The sequence below is a fragment of the Peribacillus sp. ACCC06369 genome, assembly GCF_030348945.1.
In the GTDB taxonomy this organism is placed as follows: Bacteria; Bacillota; Bacilli; order Bacillales; family DSM-1321; genus Peribacillus.
This window is the reverse complement of the sequence record NZ_JAUCEN010000002.1, coordinates 1,606,495-1,632,874: the sequence shown is the minus strand read 5'-3', so window position 1 is coordinate 1,632,874 and position 26,380 is coordinate 1,606,495. Positions and strand designations below refer to the sequence as shown.

General features: G+C 42.9%; 25 protein-coding genes. 1 reads left to right on the top strand and 24 read right to left on the bottom strand.

From position 1 onward, the window contains the following. Positions 1–4: 4 nt before the first annotated feature. From plsX to QUF78_RS08815, 7 genes are all read right to left on the bottom strand, one after another. The gene (gene plsX, locus QUF78_RS08845; protein WP_289317187.1) at positions 5–991 is read right to left on the bottom strand and encodes a phosphate acyltransferase PlsX; all 987 of its coding nucleotides are present in this window, start codon (positions 989–991) and stop codon (positions 5–7) included. 24 nt (positions 992–1,015) lie between these two features. Then, positions 1,016–1,573 carry a transcription factor FapR gene (gene fapR / locus QUF78_RS08840; protein WP_289317188.1) on the bottom strand — a complete coding sequence of 186 codons (558 nt, stop codon included), beginning with the start codon at positions 1,571–1,573 and terminating at the stop codon, positions 1,016–1,018. 117 nt (positions 1,574–1,690) lie between these two features. Continuing rightward, a complete protein-coding gene (gene recG / locus QUF78_RS08835) occupies positions 1,691–3,742 on the bottom strand; it encodes an ATP-dependent DNA helicase RecG (protein ID WP_289324363.1) in 2,052 nt (683 codons plus the stop codon). Continuing rightward, positions 3,739–4,623: an L-serine ammonia-lyase, iron-sulfur-dependent, subunit alpha gene (gene sdaAA, locus QUF78_RS08830; RefSeq protein ID WP_289324362.1), complete on the bottom strand. Its 885-nt coding sequence runs from the start codon at positions 4,621–4,623 to the stop codon at positions 3,739–3,741. The genes recG and sdaAA overlap by 4 nt, the downstream gene beginning before the upstream one ends. Before the next feature lie 37 nt (positions 4,624–4,660). Next, positions 4,661–5,323, bottom strand: coding sequence for an L-serine ammonia-lyase, iron-sulfur-dependent subunit beta (gene sdaAB / locus QUF78_RS08825; RefSeq protein ID WP_289317191.1), 663 nt, complete (start codon positions 5,321–5,323; stop codon positions 4,661–4,663). 223 nt (positions 5,324–5,546) lie between these two features. Continuing rightward, positions 5,547–7,217 carry a DAK2 domain-containing protein gene (locus QUF78_RS08820; protein ID WP_289324361.1) on the bottom strand — a complete coding sequence of 557 codons (1,671 nt, stop codon included), beginning with the start codon at positions 7,215–7,217 and terminating at the stop codon, positions 5,547–5,549. 18 nt (positions 7,218–7,235) lie between these two features. Next, positions 7,236–7,598: an Asp23/Gls24 family envelope stress response protein gene (locus QUF78_RS08815; RefSeq protein WP_289324360.1), complete on the bottom strand. Its 363-nt coding sequence runs from the start codon at positions 7,596–7,598 to the stop codon at positions 7,236–7,238. 253 nt (positions 7,599–7,851) lie between these two features. Here QUF78_RS08815 and rpmB point away from each other — a divergent pair, with 253 nt between their 5' ends. Then, the gene (gene rpmB / locus QUF78_RS08810; RefSeq protein WP_034313767.1) at positions 7,852–8,040 is read left to right on the top strand and encodes a 50S ribosomal protein L28; all 189 of its coding nucleotides are present in this window, start codon (positions 7,852–7,854) and stop codon (positions 8,038–8,040) included. Positions 8,041–8,246: 206 nt separating this feature from the next. Here the strand turns inward: rpmB and spoVM are convergent, their stop codons facing one another. The 17 genes from spoVM to QUF78_RS08725 all read right to left on the bottom strand — a co-directional run bounded on the left by spoVM (position 8,247) and on the right by QUF78_RS08725 (position 26,265). Further along, a complete protein-coding gene (spoVM, locus tag QUF78_RS08805; protein ID WP_034313769.1) occupies positions 8,247–8,327 on the bottom strand; it encodes a stage V sporulation protein SpoVM in 81 nt (26 codons plus the stop codon). Between the two features lie 122 nt (positions 8,328–8,449). Beyond that, positions 8,450–9,103 (bottom strand): thiamine diphosphokinase, encoded by a 654-nt coding sequence (locus QUF78_RS08800; protein ID WP_289324359.1) that lies wholly within the window; start codon positions 9,101–9,103, stop codon positions 8,450–8,452. Between the two features lie 102 nt (positions 9,104–9,205). Next, on the bottom strand, positions 9,206–9,853 hold the full coding sequence (rpe, locus tag QUF78_RS08795; RefSeq protein WP_289317195.1) for a ribulose-phosphate 3-epimerase: 648 nt from the start codon (positions 9,851–9,853) through the stop codon (positions 9,206–9,208). Position 9,854: 1 nt separating this feature from the next. Then, positions 9,855–10,736, bottom strand: a complete 882-nt coding sequence (gene rsgA, locus QUF78_RS08790; RefSeq protein WP_289324358.1) for a ribosome small subunit-dependent GTPase A — start codon at positions 10,734–10,736, stop codon at positions 9,855–9,857. Between the two features lie 23 nt (positions 10,737–10,759). Beyond that, positions 10,760–12,781 (bottom strand): Stk1 family PASTA domain-containing Ser/Thr kinase, encoded by a 2,022-nt coding sequence (gene pknB, locus QUF78_RS08785; RefSeq protein ID WP_289324357.1) that lies wholly within the window; start codon positions 12,779–12,781, stop codon positions 10,760–10,762. A gap of 5 nt (positions 12,782–12,786) precedes the next feature. Further along, positions 12,787–13,536: a Stp1/IreP family PP2C-type Ser/Thr phosphatase gene (locus QUF78_RS08780; protein ID WP_289317198.1), complete on the bottom strand. Its 750-nt coding sequence runs from the start codon at positions 13,534–13,536 to the stop codon at positions 12,787–12,789. A 4-nt stretch (positions 13,537–13,540) separates the two neighbouring features. Continuing rightward, a complete protein-coding gene (gene rlmN / locus QUF78_RS08775; RefSeq protein WP_289324356.1) occupies positions 13,541–14,635 on the bottom strand; it encodes a dual-specificity RNA methyltransferase RlmN in 1,095 nt (364 codons plus the stop codon). Then, positions 14,635–15,987 carry a 16S rRNA (cytosine(967)-C(5))-methyltransferase RsmB gene (gene rsmB, locus QUF78_RS08770; RefSeq protein WP_289324355.1) on the bottom strand — a complete coding sequence of 451 codons (1,353 nt, stop codon included), beginning with the start codon at positions 15,985–15,987 and terminating at the stop codon, positions 14,635–14,637. Before rsmB ends, rlmN begins: the two co-directional genes overlap by 1 nt. Continuing rightward, complete coding sequence (fmt, locus tag QUF78_RS08765; RefSeq protein WP_289324354.1) at positions 15,974–16,933, bottom strand: methionyl-tRNA formyltransferase; 960 nt, start codon at positions 16,931–16,933, stop codon at positions 15,974–15,976. The genes rsmB and fmt overlap by 14 nt, the downstream gene beginning before the upstream one ends. Then, a complete protein-coding gene (gene def / locus QUF78_RS08760) occupies positions 16,930–17,415 on the bottom strand; it encodes a peptide deformylase (RefSeq protein WP_289324353.1) in 486 nt (161 codons plus the stop codon). Before def ends, fmt begins: the two co-directional genes overlap by 4 nt. Positions 17,416–17,510: 95 nt before the next feature. After that, on the bottom strand, positions 17,511–19,922 hold the full coding sequence (gene priA, locus QUF78_RS08755; protein ID WP_289324352.1) for a primosomal protein N': 2,412 nt from the start codon (positions 19,920–19,922) through the stop codon (positions 17,511–17,513). A gap of 6 nt (positions 19,923–19,928) precedes the next feature. Continuing rightward, entirely contained in the window at positions 19,929–21,137 is a 1,209-nt protein-coding gene (coaBC, locus tag QUF78_RS08750) for a bifunctional phosphopantothenoylcysteine decarboxylase/phosphopantothenate--cysteine ligase CoaBC (RefSeq protein ID WP_289324351.1), read from the bottom strand. Between the two features lie 263 nt (positions 21,138–21,400). Next, a complete protein-coding gene (rpoZ, locus tag QUF78_RS08745; RefSeq protein ID WP_101224607.1) occupies positions 21,401–21,607 on the bottom strand; it encodes a DNA-directed RNA polymerase subunit omega in 207 nt (68 codons plus the stop codon). Between the two features lie 3 nt (positions 21,608–21,610). Next, positions 21,611–22,225, bottom strand: a complete 615-nt coding sequence (gene gmk / locus QUF78_RS08740) for a guanylate kinase (protein WP_034313809.1) — start codon at positions 22,223–22,225, stop codon at positions 21,611–21,613. Positions 22,226–22,235: 10 nt separating this feature from the next. Continuing rightward, complete coding sequence (gene remA / locus QUF78_RS08735; protein WP_034313813.1) at positions 22,236–22,499, bottom strand: extracellular matrix/biofilm regulator RemA; 264 nt, start codon at positions 22,497–22,499, stop codon at positions 22,236–22,238. Positions 22,500–22,553: 54 nt separating this feature from the next. Next, positions 22,554–23,429 (bottom strand): YicC/YloC family endoribonuclease, encoded by an 876-nt coding sequence (locus QUF78_RS08730; RefSeq protein ID WP_289324350.1) that lies wholly within the window; start codon positions 23,427–23,429, stop codon positions 22,554–22,556. 157 nt (positions 23,430–23,586) lie between these two features. Then, a complete protein-coding gene (locus tag QUF78_RS08725) occupies positions 23,587–26,265 on the bottom strand; it encodes a calcium-translocating P-type ATPase, SERCA-type (RefSeq protein ID WP_289327271.1) in 2,679 nt (892 codons plus the stop codon). Between the last annotated feature and the right edge of the window lie 115 nt (positions 26,266–26,380).

The following is a 26,380-nucleotide window of genomic DNA, read 5'->3' as shown; positions in this document are numbered from 1 at the left end:
TTTATTATTGTTTTTCTATCGTCTTTGCAATGGTCGATATGACGTCATTGCCAACCATATCGCGAGTCTGGCGTATTGCATTATAGACTGCGTTCGCATCTGAAGAACCATGCGCCTTAATGACAGGGGCCTTCAAACCGAATAGGCCAGCACCGCCATACTCCGAATAATCCATTTTATTTTTAATGCCTTTTAGTTCAGGCTTTACCATTGCTGCAGCCAACTTACTCTTGATGTTGCTCATCAAGGCCGTTTTCACCATTTTAAATACACCCATAGCAGTACCTTCTAGTGTCTTCAACACCATATTTCCCGTGAATCCGTCCGTTACGACAACATCTGCCGGCCCATTTAGGAGGTCCCTGGCCTCTACGTTACCTATAAAGGATATCTCCGGTGATTGCTGTAATAATGTAAAGGCATGCTTAGTCAGTTCATTCCCCTTTTTTTCTTCCGTTCCAATATTAAGTAATCCGACACGGGGCTTTTCAATTCCCCGCACTTTTTGGGCATAAACAGAACCCATTATGGCGAATTGAAGCAGATGCTCCGGTTTCGCATCGGAGTTCGCACCTACATCCAGAAGTACAAAACCTTTACCATCGATTGTCGGAAGGGTGGGAGCTAAAGCCGGACGTTCAATGCCTTCTATCCTTCCAACAACAAACAGGCCTGCAGCCATTAGCGCACCGGTATTGCCTGAAGAAATGCACGCATCGGCTTCTCCGTCAGCGACTTGTTGTGCCGCCAATACCATCGAGGCGCTTTTCTTGCGGCGAACCGCACGAACCGGTTCATCGGTACTTAATATTTTTTCATCAGTATGTACAACCTTTATTCGACCGTGTTTCGCTAAGTATTGGTTAATCTCGGCTTCATTTCCCACCAAGGTAATTTCCACATCGGAAAAAGTCTCGACAGCTTTCATTGCTCCCAAAACCTGTGCTTTGGGAGCATTATCGCCACCCATTGCATCTATTGTTATTTTCATTTTCTTTCATCCTTTACTAGAAAGTTAAGAGCGATACATTTCGAACTCGCCTTTAAAAACCAGTTCATTACCCACGTAGCTTCTAACCTCCACCACGGATCGATCGTTGGTGTGGTCCACGTTTTTAACCTTCGCTTTAGCTACCACTCTTTCATTTTCCTTTACAGAACGAGTAAATAAAATGGATGCTTTTGCAGTTAATGCCAGTTCATCATTTATGACCGCTACAGCTAATGAATTTGCTTGGGCAAAAAGGTGATGTCCCCTTGCAATCCCATTCCGCTTAAAGACATGCTCTTTATTTATATCCAAAATCGAAATTGCATTGTCATCTAAATTAAGATCAATTACTTCCCCGATGATTTCATCCAAAGGCAATGCCCTGATTTCGTCACTGAATTTCTTCTCGGCCACGTTTTTAATACGTTCACGCAGTTCCGGTATCGATAATTCAAGACGGTCAAGCCTAATAGTCTGGACGCTCACCGAATATTTTTCAGCCAGCTCCTCATCCGTTACAAAAGGATTCTGTTTAATCGTTTCGATTAATAATTGCTGGCGTTCCTTCTTATTTCTTCGCATTTGAAGGTCACCATCCGTAGTATTATGACTAGGTACTAATAGTAGTATATATATTTTAAAAACAGATTGCAAGATATTGTGGAAAATCTCACAATCTGTTATTGATTTTCACTCGGTTCAGTCCAGTTTTTCTCCCGTAAATACGCCCGTTCCCTCTAAATAGTTCCGAAGCGGCGCATACTCCGGGGAATGCCAAAAGCTTTGTGAGGCAATTAATTTTGCTGCATCCACCCTTGCCACTTCCAGGGTCCTGTAATCATGGACCATGTCCGCTACTTTGAACTCAGGAAGACCGCTTTGTTTTTTACCGAAGAAGTCCCCAGGTCCCCGAAGTTCCAAATCTTTCTCGGAAAGGGCAAAACCATCGTTTGTCTCGGTCATGATTTTCATCCGTTCTTTGCCGACTTCGGTTTTCGGATCAGCCAGGAGGATGCAAAAGGACTGATCACTCCCCCGTCCAACCCTTCCCCGTAACTGATGCAACTGTGAAAGCCCAAAGCGCTCCGCATCATAAATGACCATTACCGTTGCATTAGGAACATTCACCCCAACTTCGACAACCGTCGTGGAGACAAGGATTTGTGCTTCATTTGCACTAAACTGCTGCATCACTTCGTCTTTTTCATCAGCTGGCAGACGCCCATGCATGAGTCCCACTTTATACCTGTTCGCAAAGTACTGTGTAAGCATTGCATGAACATCAAGAACATTTTGTAAAGAATCAAGTTTCTCCGACTCCTCAATCAATGGACAGATGATGTATGCCTGTCTCCCTTGCTTTAGTTCCTTTTCGACAAAAGTCAAGATCCGATCAAGCATTTGGTGTTTCGCCCAATAGGTTTCGATCGCTTTACGACCAGCCGGCATTTCGTCTATCGTGGAGACGTCCATTTCTCCAAATACTGTAATTGCGAGCGTTCGTGGAATCGGTGTTGCCGTCATGAACAGGACATCTGGATTTGCACCTTTTTCACGAAGGATCCGACGCTGTTCCACTCCGAAACGATGTTGTTCATCCGTAATGACAAGACCGAGGTTCCGAAAATTCACTTCATCCTGTATCAATGCATGAGTTCCTATTAAAAGGTCGAGCTCCCCGGATTCCAGCATTTGCAATAGTTCCTTGCGCTTCTTGCCTTTTACCGAACTAGTCAACAATGCGACCTTTACTCCACTGGGTTCCAACATGGCTTTCAGGGATTGTGTATGCTGCTCAGCCAGAATCTCCGTCGGGACCATAAGAGCACCTTGGAAACCTGCTGTAATCGTCGCCTTCAGGCATATGGCGGCCACCACCGTTTTTCCTGACCCGACATCACCTTGAAGTAGACGATTCATCCGATAGGGAGATTTCATGTCATTCAATATTTCCTCGACAACCCTATTTTGAGCATTCGTTAAAGGAAAAGGAAGAGTTTCAACGAATTTTTCCACTTGCTTCTCGTCAAACTCCTGGCCAATTCCTTTTGACTGCTCTCGCTGCACTTTACGAAGCGCCTGCATTTTAAGTTGGAACAATAAAAATTCTTCATACACAAAACGGCGTCGTGCCTTTTTCACATCATTGGCCGATAGAGGGAAATGCATGGTACGAAGAGCATCGTTACGCGGCATCAGTTTGTATGTCGCCAACAATTGTATGGGCAGATTTTCTTCGATCAATGTCCCATACTGGGAAAATGCATTGGAGATAAAGCGGCGCAGCCCTTTAACAGTAATGCTGCCCTTCACTGAATACACAGGTTCGAACTCTTTCTCCCGGCTATGATCACCAACATGGCATTCCGATCCTGTAATGGTTTGGCGATGCCGATCCCATTTTCCAGTTACCGTTACGGTTTCGCCTATCGCAAGCTTTTGCTTCAGATATGGCTGGTTAAAAAAAATGACATTTATTAAATATCTCCCAGTCAATAATTTAATAGTAAGCCTGGATTTTTTCTTACCAAAGTAACCTAAAGTGGGCACCGTATGAATCTTTCCTTCTACGGTAACCCTCTCATCATGCTCAACCGTTTCTAAATCCCTCAATCGGTAATCTTCATAGCGATAGGGAAGGTGCTCAAGGAGATCCGCGACGGTATGGATCTCCATTTCCTCCAAAGCTGCTGCCGTTTCTCCCCCAATGCCTTTAACTGCCGTTATGGGTTCCTGTAAAGTGGAGTTCACTTCTTATTCAGCGGCAAGCCAAAGATTTTCGCTTCCAACTCCCGTCCAGTCGGTGTAGCCGCTAAACCTCCTTGTGCAGTTTCCCTTAGAGCAGATGGCATCGTTTGCCCGATTTTGTACATCGCATCAATTACTTCATCACACGGTATGCGGCTTGTAATCCCCGCTAAAGCCATATCTGCGGCAACCATAGCATTAGCTGCCCCCATGGCATTCCGCTTCACACAAGGTACTTCCACAAGCCCAGCAACAGGGTCACATACAAGACCAAGCATGTTCTTTAATGTGATGGCCATTGCTTCTGCACTTTGTGCCGGTGTTCCTCCTGCCATTTCAACGATGGCTGCAGCTGCCATGCCCGAAGCAGAACCGACCTCCGCCTGACAGCCCCCTGCAGCTCCAGAGATCGAAGCATTATTCGCTACTACGAAACCAAATGCCCCTGCTGTAAATAAGAACTCAATTTTCTGTTCCCGATTAGGTTTTAATTTATTTTGCAAAGCAAAGAGGGTTCCAGGCACAACACCCGCTGATCCGGCAGTGGGTGTCGCACAAATCGTTCCCATGGCTGCGTTCACTTCGTTTGTTGCCACGGCTTTGCTGACAGCATCCAGTAGCATTTCACCGGATAAGGAATTTCCGGATTTAATGTAATTCTGAAGAAGGACTGCGTCCCCGCCCGTAAGCCCGGAAACGGATCGCACACCTTGGAGTCCCTTTTCCACAGCCTGCTCCATCACATCCAGGTTGACTCCCATTTGATGGATGATTTGTTCACGGCTTTTTCCCGTTACTTCCATTTCCTGTTCTATCATCAGTTCTGATATTTTTTTCTGCTTTGAGTCAGCTAATTCTATTAATTCCGCTACATTCCGAAACATGATATCTTCTCCTTCCTAAGTGGAAACGATTGCCCTATCAATCAACAATCCTCGCAACTTGGGTGATGTTGGGGAGTGCTGTAATTTCATCGATGACGTGGTCCTCCAAGTTATGGTCCACTTCAATGGTCATCAAGGCCATCTTCCCTTTCTCCTTACGGGAGACTTCCATCTGGCCAATGTTGATTTGATGCTTAGCTAAAATGTTTGAAACATTGGCAATGGCACCAAATCGGTCATCATGAACGACGAGTATGGCAGGATTGTGGCCAGATAGCCTCAATTTAAACCCATTCAATTCGATGATTTCAATCTTTCCCCCGCCAATCGATATTCCGACAAGTTCCAGTTCGCCATCATCATCGCCCACCGTTATTTTTGCTGTATTGGGATGTTCCGGTACGGCTTCTTCTTCGCGAAAAGTAATTTTCATTTTCTTTTTGCGGGCTATTTCCAGCGATTCTTTAATTCTCTCATCAAATGTATCAAAATCAAGTAAGCCTCCTACAATGGCTACATCCGTTCCATGGCCTTTATAGGTTTTGGCAAACGATCCGTAAAAAGAAATATGGGCCCATTTTGGTTCCCGGTCGAATAAATTCCTGGCAACCCTTCCGATTCTCGCAGCTCCTGCTGTATGAGAACTAGAGGGACCAATCATAACAGGACCAATTATATCGAATACACTTCTAAATTTCATGAATTGCTCCTCCTTCTTTAGAACTGAACCCAAAGGAAACACTGGGAGTTAGTTTAATAATAACGCCATATTTATTGTAATTCCAAGCGTGCTGTCCCTAATCCTTCATTTCATAAAAAATAAAACTGCATAGCCTAATGACATATGCAGTTTATTGCCTTTTATTTTTTTCTGGATCCTTCAAAGAGACGATTAAATCTCCCTTATCTTCATGATTCTCAACTTATTCAATTGAAAAAATAAAAGAATATAAAGGTTGTTTCCCATTATGGACTTCAACTTCAACGTCCTCGAAATTCTCATTACAAAACGCAACAAGACCTTCTACTTCTTCTGTTGTTGCATCTTCTCCATATAAAATGGTAAGGATTTCGGAATCTTCATCAATCATATCGGAGAGAAGGTCTTTTGCCGCTTGAGTCATGTCTTTATCCTTCACTTTGATGGTTCCTTCAGCAATTCCCATGAAGTCCCCGGTCTCAATTGCAAGACCGTCTATGTTGGTATCCCTGACAGCATAAGTAATCTGGCCCGTTTTCACATGTGAAAGGGCTTCGATCATCGCTTTTTTATTCTCTTCAGCATCAAGTGAAGGGTTGAAAGCCAACAATGCCGCCATTCCCTGTGGTACTGTTTTCGTTGGAATAACAGTCACATGATCACCAAGTACATCTGCAGCTTGATTGGCCGCCATGATGATATTTTTATTGTTAGGCAAGATGATGACATGATCCGCATATGCCTCTTCGACAGCCTTAACAATATCTTCTGTGCTAGGATTCATCGTTTGTCCGCCTTCGATGACGGACTTAGCGCCGATGCTTTTGAATAACTCGCTTATGCCAGCACCCATCGCTACGGACACTACACCATACTTCTCTTTGGTGGACGGTTTCGTTTGAAGCGGTGTATTCGTTTCACCTACGATCGCAGTATGCTGTTCACGCATATTATCGATTTTCAGTTTGATTAAACTACCGTATTGCTGGCCATAATTCAGGCACGTGCCAGGCTGTTCAGAGTGAATATGTACTTTGACGACTTCATCATCTGAGATGACTAATAAAGAATCTCCGTATTCACTTAAATCATTTCGGAATTTTTCTTCATCGAACGAATTATTGGCAAGTTTCTCACTTTCCAATCGGACCATGAATTCCGTGCAGTAACCATATACGATATCTTCCGTGTTCATATGCCCTTGTACGTTCATGTGATGTTCGGCACTGATCATGTCATCCATGCTTGGTCCATTTGCAGATCGGACTGGAAGGGCTTCCCCTTTAAGCTCAGCAAGGAAACCTTCATAAACGAACACCAACCCTTGCCCGCCACTGTCAACGACCCCCACTTCTTTTAAGACTGGAAGTAGATCAGGAGTGCGTTTTAATGAAGCATTGGCTTCCGTAACGATTTCTTCCATTACCTGAATAAAGTCTTGGTGCTTTGATGCTGATGAAACCGCTTGCTTGGCTGCATCTTTTGCAACCGTTAAAATGGTTCCTTCAACAGGTTTCATTACCGCTTTATAAGCTGTCTGAACCCCTGCTTCAAATGCTTGGGCAAATTCCTCACTATTGATTTCCGATTTATGTTCAATCGCTTTAGCAAAACCGCGGAAAAGTTGCGAAAGGATAACACCTGAATTGCCGCGTGCACCCATTAGCAGTCCTCTTGATAGGGATGTACCCACTTTCCCGATATGCTCCTGGACGTTATTTTGCACTTCCTTCGCTCCGGAAGTCATCGATAAATTCATATTCGTTCCAGTATCTCCATCTGGAACTGGGAAAACATTCAAAGCATCAACCATTTGGGCATTAGCCGCTAAATGGTTGGCACCTTGAATGATCATTTCTGCAAAGCGCTTTCCGTTTAAACTTGTAATTGACACAAAACTTTCCTCCTATACTTAAGGGTTCGTCACACGAACTCCCTGTACAAAAATGTTAACGGAATCAACAGCTAATCCTACAGTTTTGTCCAGAGTGTATTTTACCTTTGATTGCACATTATGTGCAACTTCCGAGATTTTTGTTCCATAACTTACGATAATATACATATCGATATGAACTTCTTCCTCTTCTTGACGGACTATTACACCCTTAGTAAAGTTTTCTTTTCTTAAAATTTCGGCAATGCCGTCTTTAAATTGTTTTTTGGAAGCCATTCCTATAATTCCGTAGCAATCCACAGCTGCGCCGCCTGCTACAGTAGCGACAACATCATTAGAGATATCAATTTGTCCATATTTCGTTTGTAATTCGATAGACATTTTCTTTTCCCTCCCAAAAAATCAAGTCAACTAAAGACATTTTACTATAATGTCCATGGTTTTAAAAGTAAATGTCATACGGCACTTTATATATTTCAATTTTCAAGTAGGTATGTCAAGGTTTTTTTCTTGAAAGTAATGAACTGAAGTATTGCATTCTATCGGTAGGTATGATAAATTATTAAAGTATTTTACAAAGACTTAAGACGACTGCGAATAACTTAAGCTTGTTGTAGTTAGGAGGGAATTTAACATGGCACGTAAATGTGTAATCACTGGAAGAAGAACTCGTTCTGGTAACAGCCGCTCTCACGCAATGAACGCTAGCAAGCGTACATGGGGCGCTAACCTTCAAAAAGTACGTATTTTAGTTGACGGTAAACCTAAACGTGTATACGTTTCTGCAAGAGCTCTTAAATCGGGCAAAGTAGAACGCGTATAATGTTACGGCATCCTCTTAGGATGCCTTTTTACTTGTAATGGCCTGCATTTTAATGGGGATGGTTTTAATTTCGTTGATAAGGTACAGTCTGCATCAGGAAAAGAAGTCATCTCCCATTAATGGATGGCCAACCCCCTATCATTCCCCCAGAAATCCCGAAAAAAATAACACCTCCCTGAATTTGAGAGGTGTCATGGAGATAAGTATCAGCCTTTTTTAAACGCTCCGAGCATAGCCCTTACCAAACTGCCCAGAACTTTTGGCAATTTAATCGTATAAAATTTCATCATGCCCCTCCTCTTTGCATCCCACAAATAAAGATGAAGTGGAATTTTTCTATTACAACATAAGCTTTTAAGCGGATATAGGATGATCGTAATTATATCCGAATCTGCTCTAAGCATGAATTTTAATCACTGCTTCTTATCACCATTAATATGCCTTTCTCAAATGAAACATTCCCAGATTCGGAAATTAGTTCATTGCTGATGCAAAGCGTCGAACCTATTTCCAAGCTTGCATCACTCAGAGGGTATTTGAAACCCGAAAGTGTAATGCCGGTGACTTCTGCCGTTACAGGGAGCAATGACAGGTATTTCTTATCTTGCAAAGCGGTGACTTCATATGCCCCCGCTGTTTTTACTGTGAATATATTTTGCTTATCAACTATGTATATATCAATGTCACCATGATAAGGGAGGACACTTTCTTTTTGGAGCAGCTGGATATTACCAAGAAAATGGTCCATTCTTCCTCCTGTAGCGCCCAATATGTGAATTTCACTTGGTTTTTTCCCTATTGCCCATTTAAATGCGATTTCTAAATCGGTTTCATCCTTTTCCGATGAATATAAATTGATTTGTTCCAGCCTTTGCTCAATTTTCTTGTATTCACTTTCCGAAACTGAATCAAAATCCCCAAATCCGCACTTAGGTTCGATACCTTCTTCAAGCAATGCCCATACTCCCCTGTCAACCCCGACCCATAGATCAGTCATCTCTATATACCTTGTTAAATCTGGCCAAAAACATTCCGGACCTCCAGCCATTATACTAATAATCATCGTAATCATCCTTTTCTATGTATATTCATATACAAGATGTTTTGTATAATTGATAAAAAAAGCCGATCACTATCATTTGAATACGATAGTGTCGGCTTTATATCACTTTCCCCGAATCTTTTGAATCGCTGCGTGTCGATCTTCTTGATTATATATTGCCGAGCCGGCCACTAGGATTGTCGCCCCTTGTTCAATACATAGTTTAGCCGTTTCTTCATTTACTCCACCATCAATCTCTATTTCCAGATTTTGGTTATGCATTTCTGCCATCGCCTTCACTTCAGCAATTTTGGGCAGTACGGATGAAATGAACTTTTGCCCGCCAAAACCTGGGTTAACCGTCATCAGTAATACCATGTCAATATCTTCGATTATGGGTTGGATCAAGGAAGCCGGAGTGGCTGGGTTAAGCACCACGCCAGCCCTTACACCAAAAGATTTAATCAATTGGATTGTCCGATGCAAATGAGTGCATGCCTCTACATGTACAGTTATATAATCGGCTCCAGCTTTCGCAAACGCCTCGATATAACGATCAGGTTGTTCGATCATTAAGTGAACATCCAGCGGAAGCTTTGTCACCGGCCGGATAGCGTCTACAATCAGGGAGCCTATCGTAATATTCGGCACGAAATGCCCATCCATGACATCTACATGGATTAAATCCGCTCCGCCCCTTTCAACATCAATGATTTCTTCTCCCAATTTTGCAAAGTTAGCTGATAAAATGGATGGTGCGATTTTAACCATTTTAATACCTCGGCTTTCTATCTCTAATTTCTTCTAAGAATTGCATATAGTGTTCATATCGATAATGTGGAATTTCCCCTGTCTCAACCGCTTCCTTCACAGCACACTTCGGTTCTTTATCATGCAGGCAAGCCCGGAATTTACAGTCTTCCCCATGCTTATGCATTTCCGGGAAGCAATAGGATAACCGTTCAGCTTCCATTTCCATGAATTCAAGTGAACTGAATCCTGGTGTATCCGCGACAAGCCCAGAGCCAATATGAATCAATTCAACGTGGCGTGTCGTATGCTTCCCACGTCCTAGGTGTGACGAAATATCATCCGTCTTTAAAGCCAATTCAGGATTGATCGCATTCAGCAAGGACGATTTCCCAACACCTGACTGACCAGCAAATACACTCGTTTTCTCTTCTAAATACGGCACTAGTTCTTCAATGCCCCCAGCGGTAACTGAAGATGTCTCCAGTACAGTATAGCCAAGTTTCTGATAGTCCTTGATATACTGAGACAGTTTCTTTTGGTTTTCAGAAGTAACCAAGTCAAGTTTAGTCACGACGATAATGGGTTCGATTTCGTTATCTTCGATAAGTACGAGAAATCGATCAAGCAATGCTGGACTGAAATCAGGTTCCACTGCCGAAAAGACTAGGATGGCTTGGTCTACATTTGAAATTTGTGGCCGGATCAATTCATTCTTTCGCGGTTTTATTTCGGTCACGGTCCCATCCGTTTTATTTTCCGCTTGAAAAACAACATAATCACCTACAAGTGGCGTCACCTTATTTTTCCTGAATACTCCCCGTCCGCGGCATTGATAGACTTCTTCACCTTCAAGGACATAATAAAATCCACTTAATGCTTTGATAATTTTTCCTTCGGGCATAACCACACTCCTAATTATTAAATTTATTCTGGATAAGAGACGGCTTGGTCGATGATGACCTGATTATCACGCATGACTTTATATCCTGCTTTCTTATCTGGGGAAACCGTTAATTCGATCGTTCGCTTGGAATCCTCCACGATAAAGAATGATTCTTTAGGCTCCGTCATGCTATTGTTGATATCCTCTATGAAGATTTGGATCTTTTGCGCTTTGCCTGGTTCAACCGGGTCATACTCGATTTTGATTTCCTCCGTCACATTCTTAGGAGGAATCTCTTCTTTCCCTTTCGAAATGACCACTTTCACCGTACTGCCCTTTTCCACCTTCGTAGTAGGTTCTGGAGACTGGGAAATGACAAGCCCCTCTGCAACGGAATCGTCATAAACTTCTTCTTCCACATCGATCTTTATTCCACTTTCACTGGAATAATCATTAAGGCCAGCTTCATTGAACCCTGTTAAGTTCTTCAAGCTCAATAGGTCTTCCCCTTTACTTACCGTTAGCTCAAGCTCCGTTTCAGATGGTACGATTTCAGTGGCACCAGAAGGCGTTTGTTCTATGATCGTACCGGCAGCACTGTCATCATATTTTTCGGTCACGCTTATGTTTTTAAAACCCATTTTATCAAGCAGGGATTTTACATCTGAGTAATCCCGTCCTTCATAGCTGGACAATGAAATCGTTTCTTTACCAATACTTTGATAAATATCGATTTCTGCTCCGGCCTTGACCGTCTTACCTTCTTTAGGATTGGTTTTGATCACAAGACTCGCTTCAACCTCTTCATCTTCAATCTCAATCGTGTCTCCGATGACCAAATCCAATTCAAGTAATTCAGTAATGGCATCATCCAATTCTTTCCCTTTTAGGTCAGGGATCGTCACTTCCTTGGAAACAAACAAAGAAGGTAATAAAAGAGATGTACCAGCAATCAGGGCCAGAACTAAAAAGGTGGTCACCAAAATGGCAGGCATTTTCTTTCGTTTTTTATCTTTTTGTTTCGACTTCGTTTTTTGTTTTTTCTGTTTCTTCTGTTTCTTTTTCGATTTACTCTCTACTTCTGATTCACTTTCCCCATCATCCGAATAGACTAAAGTATTTTTTTCAGGCCCCCTAATGATTGTCTCATCGATGCTTGAAAGCTGATCATCCGTGATGACGGGGATGGCTTTTGTTGCATCATGATCTTCAGGAATCGCAAAAGGAAGTTCATTCGAACGCTCAGGATTAAGTGACGTCCGCATGTCATCTTCCATTGAGTCTACGCTCTCATAGCGGTAATATGAATCTTTGGCTGTCGCTTTCAAGATAATATTTTCCACACTCTGAGGTATTTCAGGGTTCCAGCGTTTTGGCGAAGGAGTTTCCGATTGTAAATGTTTAAGAGCTATCGAAACGGCTGATTCACCCGAAAAAGGCAATCTCCCCGTCAGCAATTCAAACATGACGATGCCAAGTGAATAAATGTCCGATTTCTTATTGGCCATCCCGCCTCTGGCCTGTTCCGGAGATAAATAATGAACTGACCCTAGGACTGCATTAGTCTGAGTTATGTTCGTTGCACTTAGGGCCAGTGCAATTCCAAAGTCCGTAATCTTGACGGTTCCTTCTTTATCAATCAGAATGTTCTGTGGCTTGATGTCACGATGGATGATCCCATTATGATGGGCATGAGAAATTGCTGCCGTGATTTGCTTCATGATATCCAATGCTTCATCAACTGGAATTGGAAAATATTTTTGTATGTATTGCTTAAGTGTAAAACCGTCCACGTATTCCATTACAATATAATAGATGGAATCTTCTTCACCAACATCATAAATACTTACGATATTGGGATGGGCCAAACTGGTTGCCGATTGAGCTTCCCGATTGAAGCGCTTGATGAACTCTTCGTCATTATTAAAGTCCATGCGAAGGATTTTCAATGCAACATCCCTATCTAAAATCATATCCCTTGCAAGGTAAACATTTGCCATACCGCCGCCACCGACCATCTGGATCAGTTTATAACGGCCGTTGATTCTTCTACCAATCAACATTCAATTCACCTGCTTTCACTTTCTTCAGTAAATTGAACAAGCACAAGGGTGATATTATCTTCCCCACCGTAGTGATTGGCCTTATCTATTAATGAAATTGCCTTTTCTTCAAGTGGCTGCCCATTGGTTACAGTTTCTTCAAGTTCCTGTTCATTCACTTTATTCGTCAAACCATCCGAACAAAGCAATAGTAAATCATTTTCTTCGAAAATGACCGTCGTAATGTCCATTTCAACTTGCATTTCTGTCCCCAAGGCTCGTAATAAAACATTTTTTCGTGGGTGGTTCTCAGCATCTTCCTTCGAAATCTGCCCAGAACGGACCAATTCGTTAACAAGTGAATGATCTTCCGTGACCTGCTTAAAACCGCTCTCATTATACAAATAACATCGGCTGTCCCCGATGTTGGCAATGGTAGCAAACTTATCGGTGCAAATGGCAGCAACAATCGTGGTCCCCATGCCCTTACATTCCGTATTCGCTTCGGCATGTTCAAAAAGCAACTGATTGACCAAGAAGATTTGCTGTTTCAGCCAATCCTCGGCATCATTTGCCGTATCGATCCCGCGGGACACTTCCCAGCTCTTTTTCAAAAGGTCTATCGTCATTGCACTGGCTACATCCCCGGCACGGTGGCCGCCCATGCCATCTGCAACGATGGCAAGGCGAACGCCTTCCGAGTTCTTAAAAATTCCGCCATTATCTTCATTATGCTGGCGGACTTTTCCACGGTCTGTTTTAAATATTGCCCTCATAGGATCACCTCGTCTCTTCTTTGCGCTCCTTGGCCCGAAGCTGGCCGCAGGCTGCGTCAATATCACTGCCTTGTTCCCTACGGATCGTTACATTAATGCCGCGCTTTTTCAATGTTTTTTCAAACTCAAAAATTTGGTCCCGAGGTGTACGTACATAGTTGCGTTCAGGTACATAGTTAACCGGTATTAAGTTGACATGGCATTTTATCCCGGTTATCAAATCCGCTAATTCTTCGGCGTGTTCCACTGTATCATTTTCGCCGCCGAATAGACCATATTCAAAACTTACACGGCGCCCTGTTTTTTCTGTATAGTATTTGATGGCTTCAATCAGGTCTGGCAGTTTGTAGGCCTTGTTGATCGGCATCAATTTACTTCTCAATTCCGTGTTCGGTGCATGAAGGGAAACAGCAAAGTTGATTTGCATGCTTTCTTCTGCAAACTTATAGATTTTAGGAATGATTCCACTTGTGGAAACCGTAATATGACGTGCCCCGATGTTCAAGCCCTTTTCATGATTTATATTCTTTAAGAATGACATCATATTATCGTAGTTATCGAACGGTTCACCGATTCCCATGATAACGACAGAACTAACACGTTCTTCCACTTCGTCAAGTGCTTGCTGAACTTTAACGACCTGGGCAACAATTTCCCCCGATTCAAGATTTCGCTTTAATCCGCCAAGTGTTGACGCACAGAATGTACAGCCAATTCTGCAGCCTACCTGTGTCGTCACACAAATGGAGTTTCCGTATTCATGGCGCATCAGCACCGTTTCAATCGAATACCCATCATGGAGTTCAAATAAAAACTTCATGGTTCCGTCATTGGACGTTTGCTGAATCAAAGTTTTCAATGTAGTGAAGGTGAATTGTGATTCCAGCTTATCCCGTAAAGATTTCGAAAGGTTGGACATATCTTCAAAACTGGAAACACGCTTTTTATAAAGCCAGTCATATACTTGATCGGCCCGGAATGCCTTCTCACCATTTTCAATGAGCCATTCTTTAATTTGGTGTAGCTCCAATGAATAGATTGATGGTTTTTCTGGTGTTGTGTCTTTTCTTACTCTTGATGATTTAGTGATTTCTGCCATTACAGCACCTTCTTTCTAAAACTCGCAATAAAGAATCCGTCACTGCTAAAATATTGCGGAAAAACTTGCAGCGTATGACCCTCGATAAATGGCTGAACGCTTTCAGGCATTCTTGTAGACAAGGTTGCATCGCTTTCAAAATCAGGATGGCTTTCCAAAAATGCTGCAGCGACTTGGTCATTTTCTTCTTTATCCACCGTACAGGTACTATATACTAACCGTCCGCCTTGCTTTACGAGCGGGGCAGCCGCTTCCAATAATTGTTTTTGTATGCTTGAGAGTTTCATTATATCATCTTTTGTTTTTGTATACTTAACATCAGGCTTCCGGCGCATGACTCCCAATCCGGAACATGGTGCATCGATCAGGACCCTGTCAAACCCTTCCTTATTAAAGTGTTCTTGCACTTTTCTGCTATCGAGGGCCATTGTCTTAATATTGTTTCTGAGTTTCAGGCGCTCCGCCTGCTCTTTAATGAGCTTGACCTTATGTTCATGAAGGTCAAGTGCATATACTTGTCCAGTGGTCAAGCCTTCTGCGATATGTGTCGTTTTCCCTCCGGGTGCAGCACAGCAATCGAGTACAGCATCATTTTCATTTGCACCTAATGCATGGGCGACAAGCATCGAACTTTCATCCTGAATCGATAAATATCCCAATTTATAACTTTCTGAATGAGCAAGATTACCTTTATAGCTGACGATTGCTTCGGGAACGACTTCACTCGCTTCAACATCATATCCTTCTTCCGTTAATATGCTGATTATTTCACTGCGTGAAATCTTCTTTAAATTTACCCGTCCCGTCTGTAATGGTGCAGTTAAGTTGATTTCACACATTTCCTTGGTTTTTTCATAACCAAATTGCTCTACCCAACGCTTGACCAACCAAATTGGATGACTTACTTCGATGGAAAGCCGCTCCAGATCATCTTTGATATCATCAACGGAAGGAACACCATTTCTTTGAATATTACGAAGCACGCCATTGACCATTGAAGATGTACCCTTATGTCCACGCTTTTTGGAAATTTCAACAGCCTCGAAAATGATTGCATGATCTGGCACTTTATCTAAATAGACCATTTGATAAATGGAAAGTCTAAGTAAATTGATTACCCAGCTTTGCGTTTTTTTAGGTTGTTTAATATACGGTTTCAAAAAGTAATCCAAAGTCATCTTCCGCTGTATGGTACCGTAGCTTATTTCTGTAAGTAAACCGCTGTCCACACCGGATAACTGGTGCTTGTTAATCAAGTTGTTCAGTAATAGGTTACTGTAGGATTGGTTTTTCTCTACAGATTCCAAAATATCGAGAGCGATTTCACGTACTCCCTTTTTAGTTTGCTTCATTCTGTTCTCCTAACTTCATGCCTGCTTTAATGAACGACCCGGCTCCGCGCAAGTAATCTTTCGCCGGCATTTTTTTCTTTCCCGAAGGCTGCAGTTCAGTAACTAGTATTGCCGTCTCATTACCTGTCGAAACGATGAAACCATCATTTTGCACATCAATTATCGTGCCCGGTACGGCCAGATTGCTATCTTCCAGTTTCTTTGCCTGCCAAATTTTTAAAATGGATCCGTCCAAGGTTGTATACGCAACAGGCCAAGGATTCAGGCCACGTATATGGTTATAGATGTCTTCTCCTGATTTCGACCAGTCGATTTTTTCCTCCGACCGTTTAATGTTAGGCGCAAAAGTCGCTTGATCCTCCTCTTGCTTGATCGCCTGTAACTCCTGATTTAAAAGTTTCGGCAATGTCTCTGCTAGTAAGTCGGACCCTATCTTGCTTAATTTATCATGCAGTGTACCGACATTATCTTCTTCCCCTATGGCTACTTCGGCCTGAGTCAATATATCCCCGGCATCCAATTTCTCCGCCATATACATGATGGTTATTCCAGTTTTTTCTTTCCCCTGTAAAATGGAATAATGGATGGGCGCCCCTCCACGCAGTTCAGGAAGAAGGGAGGCATGTACATTAATGCATCCGTACTTAGGTGCATCCAACAATTCATTCGGAAGGATTTGTCCGAAAGCCGCCGTCACCACTAAATCAGGATTCAATGCAATGATCTTTTCAAGTTCTTCTTTTTCACGGATTTTTTCGGGCTGATAAACGGGAATCCCCTGCTTTTCGGCTTCGACCTTAACTGGCGGCGGCGTTAGCACCTTTTTACGGCCAACTGGACGATCGGGCTGTGTGACGACAGCAATCACGTCATACCCTTCATCAATGATTCTTTTCAATACCGGCACTGAAAAGTCCGGTGTTCCCATAAAGATGATTTTTGTCATTCTTCTTCAAACCTTTCTAACTCTTCTTCCGAAATATAGCGGGAAACCTTACTTGTAAATAAAACTCCTTGCAAATGATCGATTTCGTGCTGTAGGGCCCTTGCGAGGAAATCTTCCGCTTCTATCTCGAAAAAAGATCCTTTTCGGTCTTGCGCACGGACTTTGACGCGGTATGGTCGCGATACTTCACCATATAAACTCGGGAAGCTCAAGCATCCTTCAACACCCGTCTGTTCGCCTTCCACTTCCAGCACTTCTGGATTAATCAGTTCGATTGCACCTGATCCTTCCTCTATTTCGATGACGGCCACTTGCTTTTTCACGCCAACCTGAGGTGCTGCAAGCCCAACGCCATCCGCCTCCACCATCGTTTCGTACATGTTATTTAACAGCTTTGCCAATTTCTTATCAAAACTTGTTATTTTATCGCATTTTTGTTGTAAAATTTTTTCAGGAAACAAGACAATCGGTAAAATAGCCAAAATTAAAGGTAACCTCCTAGATATGAAAAACAACACTTCATTATATAAAAACGCAAGCTTGAACAGCTCGCGGTAATCATCCATCGCCTAAACAATTACATCATGATCTGTGGATTTAAATCTATTGAAATCTGCAGATGATTTTGAGCCGTTTCTTTTTGATAATGCTCTAAAAGTGTACGTAAATGCTGATTAAGGTCCGGCTCTCGTCTGTATTTTATCAGACATTGATAACGATATCTATTGTTGATTCGACTAATGGGTGAAGCAACGGGACCGAGAACGATAGAATCCCGATTCAATCGTGAGCCTAAATAATTGGTGATTTTTTCAGTGACACTCACCGTCTTCATTAAGTCTTCATGTGAAACGGTTATAAGGACAACGTAATAATATGGAGGGTAATGACTTTGCCTGCGCAGATGCATCTCCCGTTCATAAAAAGCATCATAATCCTGCAAGGCAGAAAGCTCGATGCTGTAGTGCTCAGGCGTATAGGTTTGGATGACCACTTCTCCCGGAAGCTGATGACGTCCTGCCCTTCCGCTGACCTGTGTCAGCAGCTGGAATGTCTTTTCCGAAGAACGGAAATCAGGCAGATGGAGCATCGTATCCGCTGAAAGGACTCCAACAAGTGTGATATTAGGAAAATCAAGGCCCTTGGCAATCATTTGAGTGCCTAGCAATATATCGGCCTTCCCTTCACCAAAGGCATTCAGCAACCGCTCATGTGAACCCTTCTTACTCGTCGTGTCGACATCCATTCTTATTACCCGTGCATCAGGGAGGATTTTCGCAAGCTCTTCTTCAACCTTTTGAGTGCCTGTACCGAAGAACCTTATATGTTCACTTTCGCATTCTGGGCAAACGGAAGGCATTCCCTCTTCAAATCCACAATAATGGCATTTCATTATATCATTAAAGCGATGATAGGTGAGTGAAATGTCACAATTAGGGCAGTTGATGACCAATCCACAGCTTCGACACATCACAAAGGAAGAATGTCCCCGTTTATTTAGCATCAAGACGGTTTGCTCCCCCTTCTCAAGCCGGTCTTTCAGCTTGGTGAAGAGCAGCTCCGAAAACATGGAACGATTCCCGGTCCTTAGTTCTTCCCTCATATCTACAATATCGACTGCTGGCAATGCATTTTTATTCATCCTCTGGCTAAGGGTCAGTAATTTATAAACGTTTTTCTTGGCTCGAGCAAAAGATTCAAGTGTCGGAGTGGCGCTACCAAGTATAACCGGACACTTATATGATTTTGCTCTTTCAATTGCAACGTCCCTGGCATGGTACCTTGGCGTTTCTTCCTGCTTATAACTGGATTCGTGCTCTTCATCAATGATGACCAGTCCCAGGTTTTCAAACGGAGCGAATACGGCTGAACGTGCGCCCACCACCACTTTTACCTCTTTACGGTGAATTTTCCGCCATTCATCATATTTTTCACCTACGGATAAACCGCTATGCATGACAGCAACCTGCTCCCCGAATCGTTCCTTGAACCTCTTCACCGTTTGTGGCGTCAAGGAGATTTCAGGTACCAGCATGATGGCTTCCTTCCCTTTTTCAATGACAGAGGCAATTGCCTGCAGATACACTTCCGTCTTCCCGCTGCCGGTTACACCATATAAAAGGAAAACATCATGTTCATCATGATGTATTTTCTCATGGATGGGCTTCAAGGCAGCCGCTTGTTCATCCGTTAAAGTAAAGGGATTGGATTTTTCGAACACACGGTTCTCATAAGGGTCACGGTATATTTCCTGATCCATTTCCGCCAAGGCCCCTTTTGACACTAGGGCTTTGACCGTACCGCTTGATGTATTGATCAATTCAAGCAATTCTTTTAACGGAACGGGCTCTTGATGTTCTATAAAGTATTGAAGGAGTTCCTGCTGTTTTTTTGCATGACTGGAAATGGACGACGCCATTTCTGTCAGTTCCTTAGAGGAAAGCAAAGATTTAATGACACGGACGGTCTTCTTGTTAAGACGGTTTTTCACATTATACACGAGCTCTAGATTGCCATTTTGTATTTCCTTTTGAAAAAGGGAGGCATTCTCCCCTTCTATCACTTCTTTCCAAGATATTGAATCGTTCTTTCCGAAAAGATTTTGAATGAAGGGCGGGAGCTGATTCTTTTTATCTTCTATGACATTGATCACTTTTTCATATTTCGCTTTCATCGCTGCCGGAAGCATGGCCTGAAGCGCTGAAATTTTAAAACACATGGCCTCTTTGGTCAACCAGTCACCAAGCTTAAGCAATTCATCATTAAGGATGGGCTCCAAATCCATTGGTTCTTTTATATAGCGTAATTTCGCAAAGTCGCTTTCAGCTTTTAAACCGGTGATGAATCCCTGCACCATTCTTGGACCGAATGGCACGATGACTCGCATGCCGGGCTTAATGACTTGGTTCCACTTTTCAGGTATGCGATAGTCAAATTCTCGATCCGTTTGTTTAGCAGGTACATCCACGATGACGGATGCAATATCCATAAGACATCATTCCTTTTGCATGCGAGATACTTCTGCCAGGATGCTTTTAGCTATATCCGCTTTACTCATTTTTGGAAGTTCGGTAGCACTTCCATCTTTATCGTAAATGGTCACGATGTTCGTATCCGTTCCAAACCCTGCCCCTGCGATGGTAACATTATTGGCAACGATCATATCTGCATTCTTTTTCACTAATTTCCCTCTTGCGTATTCTTCAACGTTGTTGGTTTCCGCCGCAAATCCCACCAAGATCTGATGGGTTTTATTCTCACCGAGTTCCTTAAGGATATCCTTTGTCCGTTCAAATTCAATCACATTTTCCCCTGGCTGCTTTTTCATCTTTTGAGCATGAAAAATCTTCGGTTTATAATCCGCCACCGCAGCCGTCATGATTACGACGTCACTGGTATCGAACTGATCGAATACCTCATCGTACATATCTGCTGCCGATTCCACAGGTATTACTCTAGCCTTGGAAGGTGGCATCAAATTCACTGGGCCAGTAATCAATGTCACCTCAGCGCCCATTTCAATTGCCTGCTCAGCTAGGGCATAGCCCATTTTCCCACTGGAATGATTCGTCACGTAACGCACCGGATCAATTGCTTCACGAGTCGGTCCTGCCGTTATCAAATATTTCTTTCCCTTTAGTGGCTGAGGCTGTGATTTCCGTTCACCGAAATAAAGATTGAGCTGTTCGACAATTGTTTCCGGTTCCTCCAATCGTCCCTTCCCTACATAACCGCAAGCCAAATACCCTTCACCCGGTTCAATGAATTGATATCCGAACGTACGAAGTGTCTCCATGTTTTTCTGAACCGCTGGGTGGGCGTACATATGGACGTTCATTGCCGGCGCTACCCAAACTGGTGCCTCCGTTGCCAGAAGTGTGGTCGTGATCATATCATCCGCGATGCCATTGGCTACCTTGCCAATGACATTCGCTGTAGCTGGAGCCAAAAGTATGATGTCAGCCCAATCAGCCAAGTCGATGTGGGCAATGACTGAAGAATCCTTCTCATCAAATGTATCTGTGTACACATCATTTCTCGAAAGTGCTTGAAAAGTGAGCGGCGTCACGAACTTACGTGCCGATTCACTCATGATCACTTTAACATGCGCTCCTTCCTGAGTTAATTTACTTGTCAGGGCAGCAGCCTTATATACAGCAATCCCGCCGGTGACACAAAGAAGTACTTTTTTATCGATAAGCATGCAAATTTCCCCTAACTATACATTCTATTTTTATCAATTATGAAGCATAACAGAAGAAATTTCATTTGAAATGCGCAATAAATATATGGATTTCCGTAAACAATCCATCTCTTTCCCCGCTAGATCAATTCTTCCGTTACTTTTGAAAAATCAAAACAAACAGGCCTGACACCTTGGCCGCAGGAAGGAAGCAACTTTCCAAATGTAACGCATCCTGTTTGCTTTAGGGTGTCAGGCCCGATAGGTCAAGCTTATGTGTTCTCTTAGTTTTCTTCGTAAGAATTATCGTAAGTCAATTTACCTGAATGAATTTCTTCAAGGGCACGACCTACGGATTTATGGGAGACCGGTTTGGTTATAAGGCAATTATCTTTAATTTGCATTTCCCTGGCACGTTTAGCTGCCACTGATACAAGCGAGTATTTTGAATCGATTTTAAGTAATAGTGAATCAATTGATGGATATAACATAGTTTATTCCGCCTCCAACATTTTTTTATATAAAACAGCAACTCTTTCCCGACGGCAATGCTCGGCAATCACAATTGCATTAATTCTAGCACATGCGGCATCCACATGATCATTTTCTACAACATAATCATAAAGATCCATAAGTTCTATTTCTTCCTTGGCCACTTTCATCCGACCTTTTATCGCTTCCTCCGTCTCGGTTCCGCGAGTAACGATGCGGCTTTCAAGCTCAGTCAAGCTTGGAGGAGCAAGGAAAATGAAAAGTCCTTCAGGGAATTTCTCCCTGACCTGTTTAGCTCCTTGAACTTCAATTTCCAGAAATACATCTTTTCCGGAATCAATTGTTTCACGGACATAATCCACCGGTGTTCCATAATAATTACCGACGAACTCAGCATATTCCAGCAATTTTCCTTCTTCGATCAGTGCTTCGAATTCCTCGCGTTTTTTGAAGAAATAATCCACTCCGTCCACTTCTCCATGGCGAGGCAGCCGTGTCGTCATCGAAATTGAATATTCAAATGCCGTTCCAGGCTGGGAAAAAATCGCCTTCCTTACTGTTCCTTTACCAACACCGGATGGACCGGACAAAACGATTAATAAACCTTTTTCTCTCATATTGTTTCAGTTACCCCTCTTCTACGCTGTCATCTCTATCTTGAAGCCGTGCGGCAACCGTTTCCGGTTGAACGGCAGATAAGATGACATGGTCGCTGTCTGTAATTATAACGGCCCTAGTTCTTCTACCATATGTAGCATCTATTAAGGATCCGCGGTCTCGGGCGTCTTGGATAATCCTTTTAATCGGAGCCGATTCAGGGCTCACGATGGATACGATCCGGTTTGCGGAAACGATATTCCCAAAACCAATATTAATGAGCTTAATTGACATTTTTGTCCCCCATTCATATTCTATTGTCACCTTGTTAGGTTCATCATAAACCGACTACTCGATATTTTGAACCTGTTCCTTTAATTTTTCAAGCAGACTTTTCATTTCCACCACTTCTTTGGTAATGGCCGAATCATTTGCCTTTGATCCAATCGTATTGACTTCCCTGTTCATTTCCTGAACAAGGAAGTCGAGTTTTCTTCCAATTGGTTCACTATGGGTAAGCGTCCTTGAAAATTGCTGTATATGGCTTTCGAGTCTGGTCAGTTCTTCATTTATATCACATTTATCAGCGAAAATGGCCGCTTCCGTCACAATACGGCTATCTTCAATCAATCCCTCCGTCAACTCGGCTAGCTTGATTTCCAACCGGGCTTTATATTTCCCGACGACTGAAGGTGCATAGTTTTTGACTCCTGCAACAATCTCACCAAACTTTTCAAGCTGGTGTTTCATGTCCAAGGCCAGTTCCTGACCTTCCAGAGTCCGCATTTTTTTCAGATTTTCCAATGCCCCCGTAACAGCCTTCAATAACAGGGATTCCAAAACTACAGGAACCGCAGGTACTTCTTCCGTCACGAAAATCGACTCAAGTTGCAGCATATCCTGTAATGTAATGGAACTTTCCAGATTGTATTTTCCCTTGACTTCATCCATCAAACCCACATATTGATCAGCAAGATCCCAATCGATCTTCACCTTTTTGGAAACCAGGCTCTCACCTTCCACAGTAATGAAGATTTCCACCCGTCCCCTTCTTATGTATTGATTCGCCTTTTTCTTCACCTTTTCTTCCAAAACCAAAAGCTGGCGCGGCATTCGAATCGTATATTCACAAAAACGATGGTTCACTGTCTTAATTTCGGCAAAAATCTTGACCTGTTCGTTTTCCGCTTCTTCTCTTCCATAGCCCGTCATACTGGTAACCATGGTTCCACATCCTATCAAACATAATGTAGTAATTTGACGTTTACATTCATTTATATAATAGCTACAGCACGAAAACTTTAGCTTACAAATAAAATACTACAAAAAAATAAAAAGGCAATAGAGCAAGACTCTACCACCTTAAAGATTATATCATATTTCATTGTGCTTTTCTTGCTAAAAAGGTTCCAGCCAGTAAAAAAGTTGGGATCGATGCCATTCCTATTACCAATAGCCAATCCCTTCCCGAAATCGGTACCGTATGGAAGATTGTTTGCAAGGGCTGCACATACATGACGGCAATCATTAATAATAGGGAGGACAGTACCGCCCCGACTAGATATAGGTTACCGAATGGGTTTCTCGAGAAGATCGAACGTTCACTTCGGCAATCGAAAACATGTATTAGTTGAGCTAATACCAGGGTAGCGAATGCGATTGTTTGTGCATAAGCAAGGTTATCCGGATTTGAACGGTATACCACATAAAATGCTATCAATGTAGATATCCCAATCAGAAAACCGCGTGAGATGATTTTCCAGCCAAGCCCTCTTCCGAAAACACCTTCGTTAGCATTTCGTGGATTTCTTTTCATTACATCTTCTTCTGCCGAATCCAAGCCCAACGCCATCGCAGGCAGTCCGTCCGTAACAAGGTTTACGAATAAGATCTGGATTGGTATCAAAGGCAGTGGCAAGGCACATAGCATCGCAAAAAACATGACCAAAATCTCCCCAACATTTGAGGCAAGCAAATAACGGATGAACTTCCTTATGTTTTCATAAATATTCCTGCCTTCTTTGATGGCCGATTTAATGGTGGCAAAATTATCGTCAACCAAAATCAAGGAGGAAGCTTCCTTAGCGACATCAGTCCCCGTGATACCCATGGATATACCGATATCCGCTGATTTTATCGCAGGTGCATCATTGACACCATCCCCTGTCATTGCAACGACATGTCCTTTATTTTGCAAGGCTTTTACTATTTTTAACTTATGTTCCGGGGAAACGCGGGCAAATACCGAAACACTTTCAACAACTTCCTCAAGTTCCCCGACTTCCATGTCCGCCAATTGCCGTCCTTCAAGTACACGGTCTTTTCCTTTTAAAATACCAAGTTCTTTAGCTATTGCCTTTGCGGTTATGACATGGTCGCCAGTAATCATGACAGTTTTGATCCCGGCATCCCGGCATTCCTTAACTGCCTGCTTCACTTCCGGACGTGGGGGATCGATCATGCCCTGCAGTCCCATGAAGGTTAAATTGTGCTCAGCTTCGGTTTCATGAAGCAAAATCGTTCCTTTTGAAAGGGGTTTATAACCAACGGCAATCATTCGAAGTGCCTGTGAGGCAAGCTCATTCATGTCCTGTTGCACCCTTTCCATACTCCTCTGATTCAATATTTCCGACTTTCCTTCCCAAAGAATCGTGTCGGACTGGGCGATCAATACGTCAGGTGCCCCTTTTACGATGACGAAATGATTATCTTTTTCATCCTTCACTATGACACTCATCATTTTGCGGCTCGAGTCAAATGGAAACTCCTTGACTATCGTAAACTTCTTAGACAAGTGTTCCCTCGTCAAACCCGCTTTCATGGCTGCGACCAACATCGCCCCTTCTGTCGGATCACCGTCCAATATAAATTGTTTACCATTCTCGTTTAACTCAGCTTTGTTACAGAGCATGCCGAAAGTAATCATTTGAAGCAAGGCATTATGGTTTTTCGGGGCAACTGAAACTCCATTTAAAGAAAACTCTCCGACAGGATTATAACCAGTCCCGCCGACATTCCAAGTTTTTCCTCCACTCCAAACCTTCGTCACTGTCATTTTGTTTTGTGTCAGTGTACCTGTCTTATCTGAGCAAATCACCGTTGCGCAGCCAAGCGTTTCTACGGCAGGAAGCTTGCGGACTATCGCTTTTTGTTTGATCATACGCTGAACGCCTAAAGACAAGGCTACGGTCACAATGGCTGGCAAGCCTTCGGGAATCGCTGCAACAGCCAAGGATACCCCGGCCAAAAACATCGTATAGAGGTCATGCCCTTGAATGACGCCAGTCAGGACCACGATTACGGTTAATATTAAAGCCGTGACGATCAAAATTTTCCCTAGCTGCTCCAACCTCCGTTGAAGAGGTGTTTCTTTTGTTTCTGCAGTCTGCAGGAGGTCCGCAATCTTGCCCATCGCCGTGTTCATACCTGTAGCGATTACGATTCCGACTCCATTTCCTCTTGTAACCATCGTTCCCATAAAAGCCATATTTTCCTGATCACCAATACCTTCGACCTCATTCATCAACGGATCGGAACATTTAACGGCGGGAAGAGACTCGCCGGTAAGTGCAGACTCTTCTATTTCAAGGCTTGAATGGTCGATGATCCGTAAATCGGCACCAATTCGGTCACCGCTCGAGAATTTCAGGATATCCCCTATAACGACTTCTCTTGAAGGGATTTTCAGCCATTGGCCATCCCGAAGAACGTTAACTTGCGGCGCTGCCATTTCCTTTAGGGCATCCAGGGATTTTTCTGCCTTCCGTTCTTGAAAAAACCCAAGTAATCCATTCAAAAAAACAATCGCCATGATGGCAATCGCATCGATATATTCACCTAATATCCCTGAGACCAATGTCGCGGCAAGTAAAACTATGACCATGAAATCTTTGAATTGGGCGAAAAATAAAAGAATGGCAGACTGTTTTTCTCCTTCCTTCAATTCGTTAAAGCCATGCTTACGCAGCCTGTCCTTTACTTCATCATCGTCCAAACCGTGTGTAACGTTTGTTTGAAGCGCTTTCTCCATTTCTTGATTATTCATTTCCTTGAACTCCATCAAGTATCACACATCCCTTTGAATAGAATGAAATAGGCTCCTGTATACATCTCAACAGGCGCTCTTTGCTTTACTCATCCAACACCTGCCTGCTTACCGATACATAAAACAACCT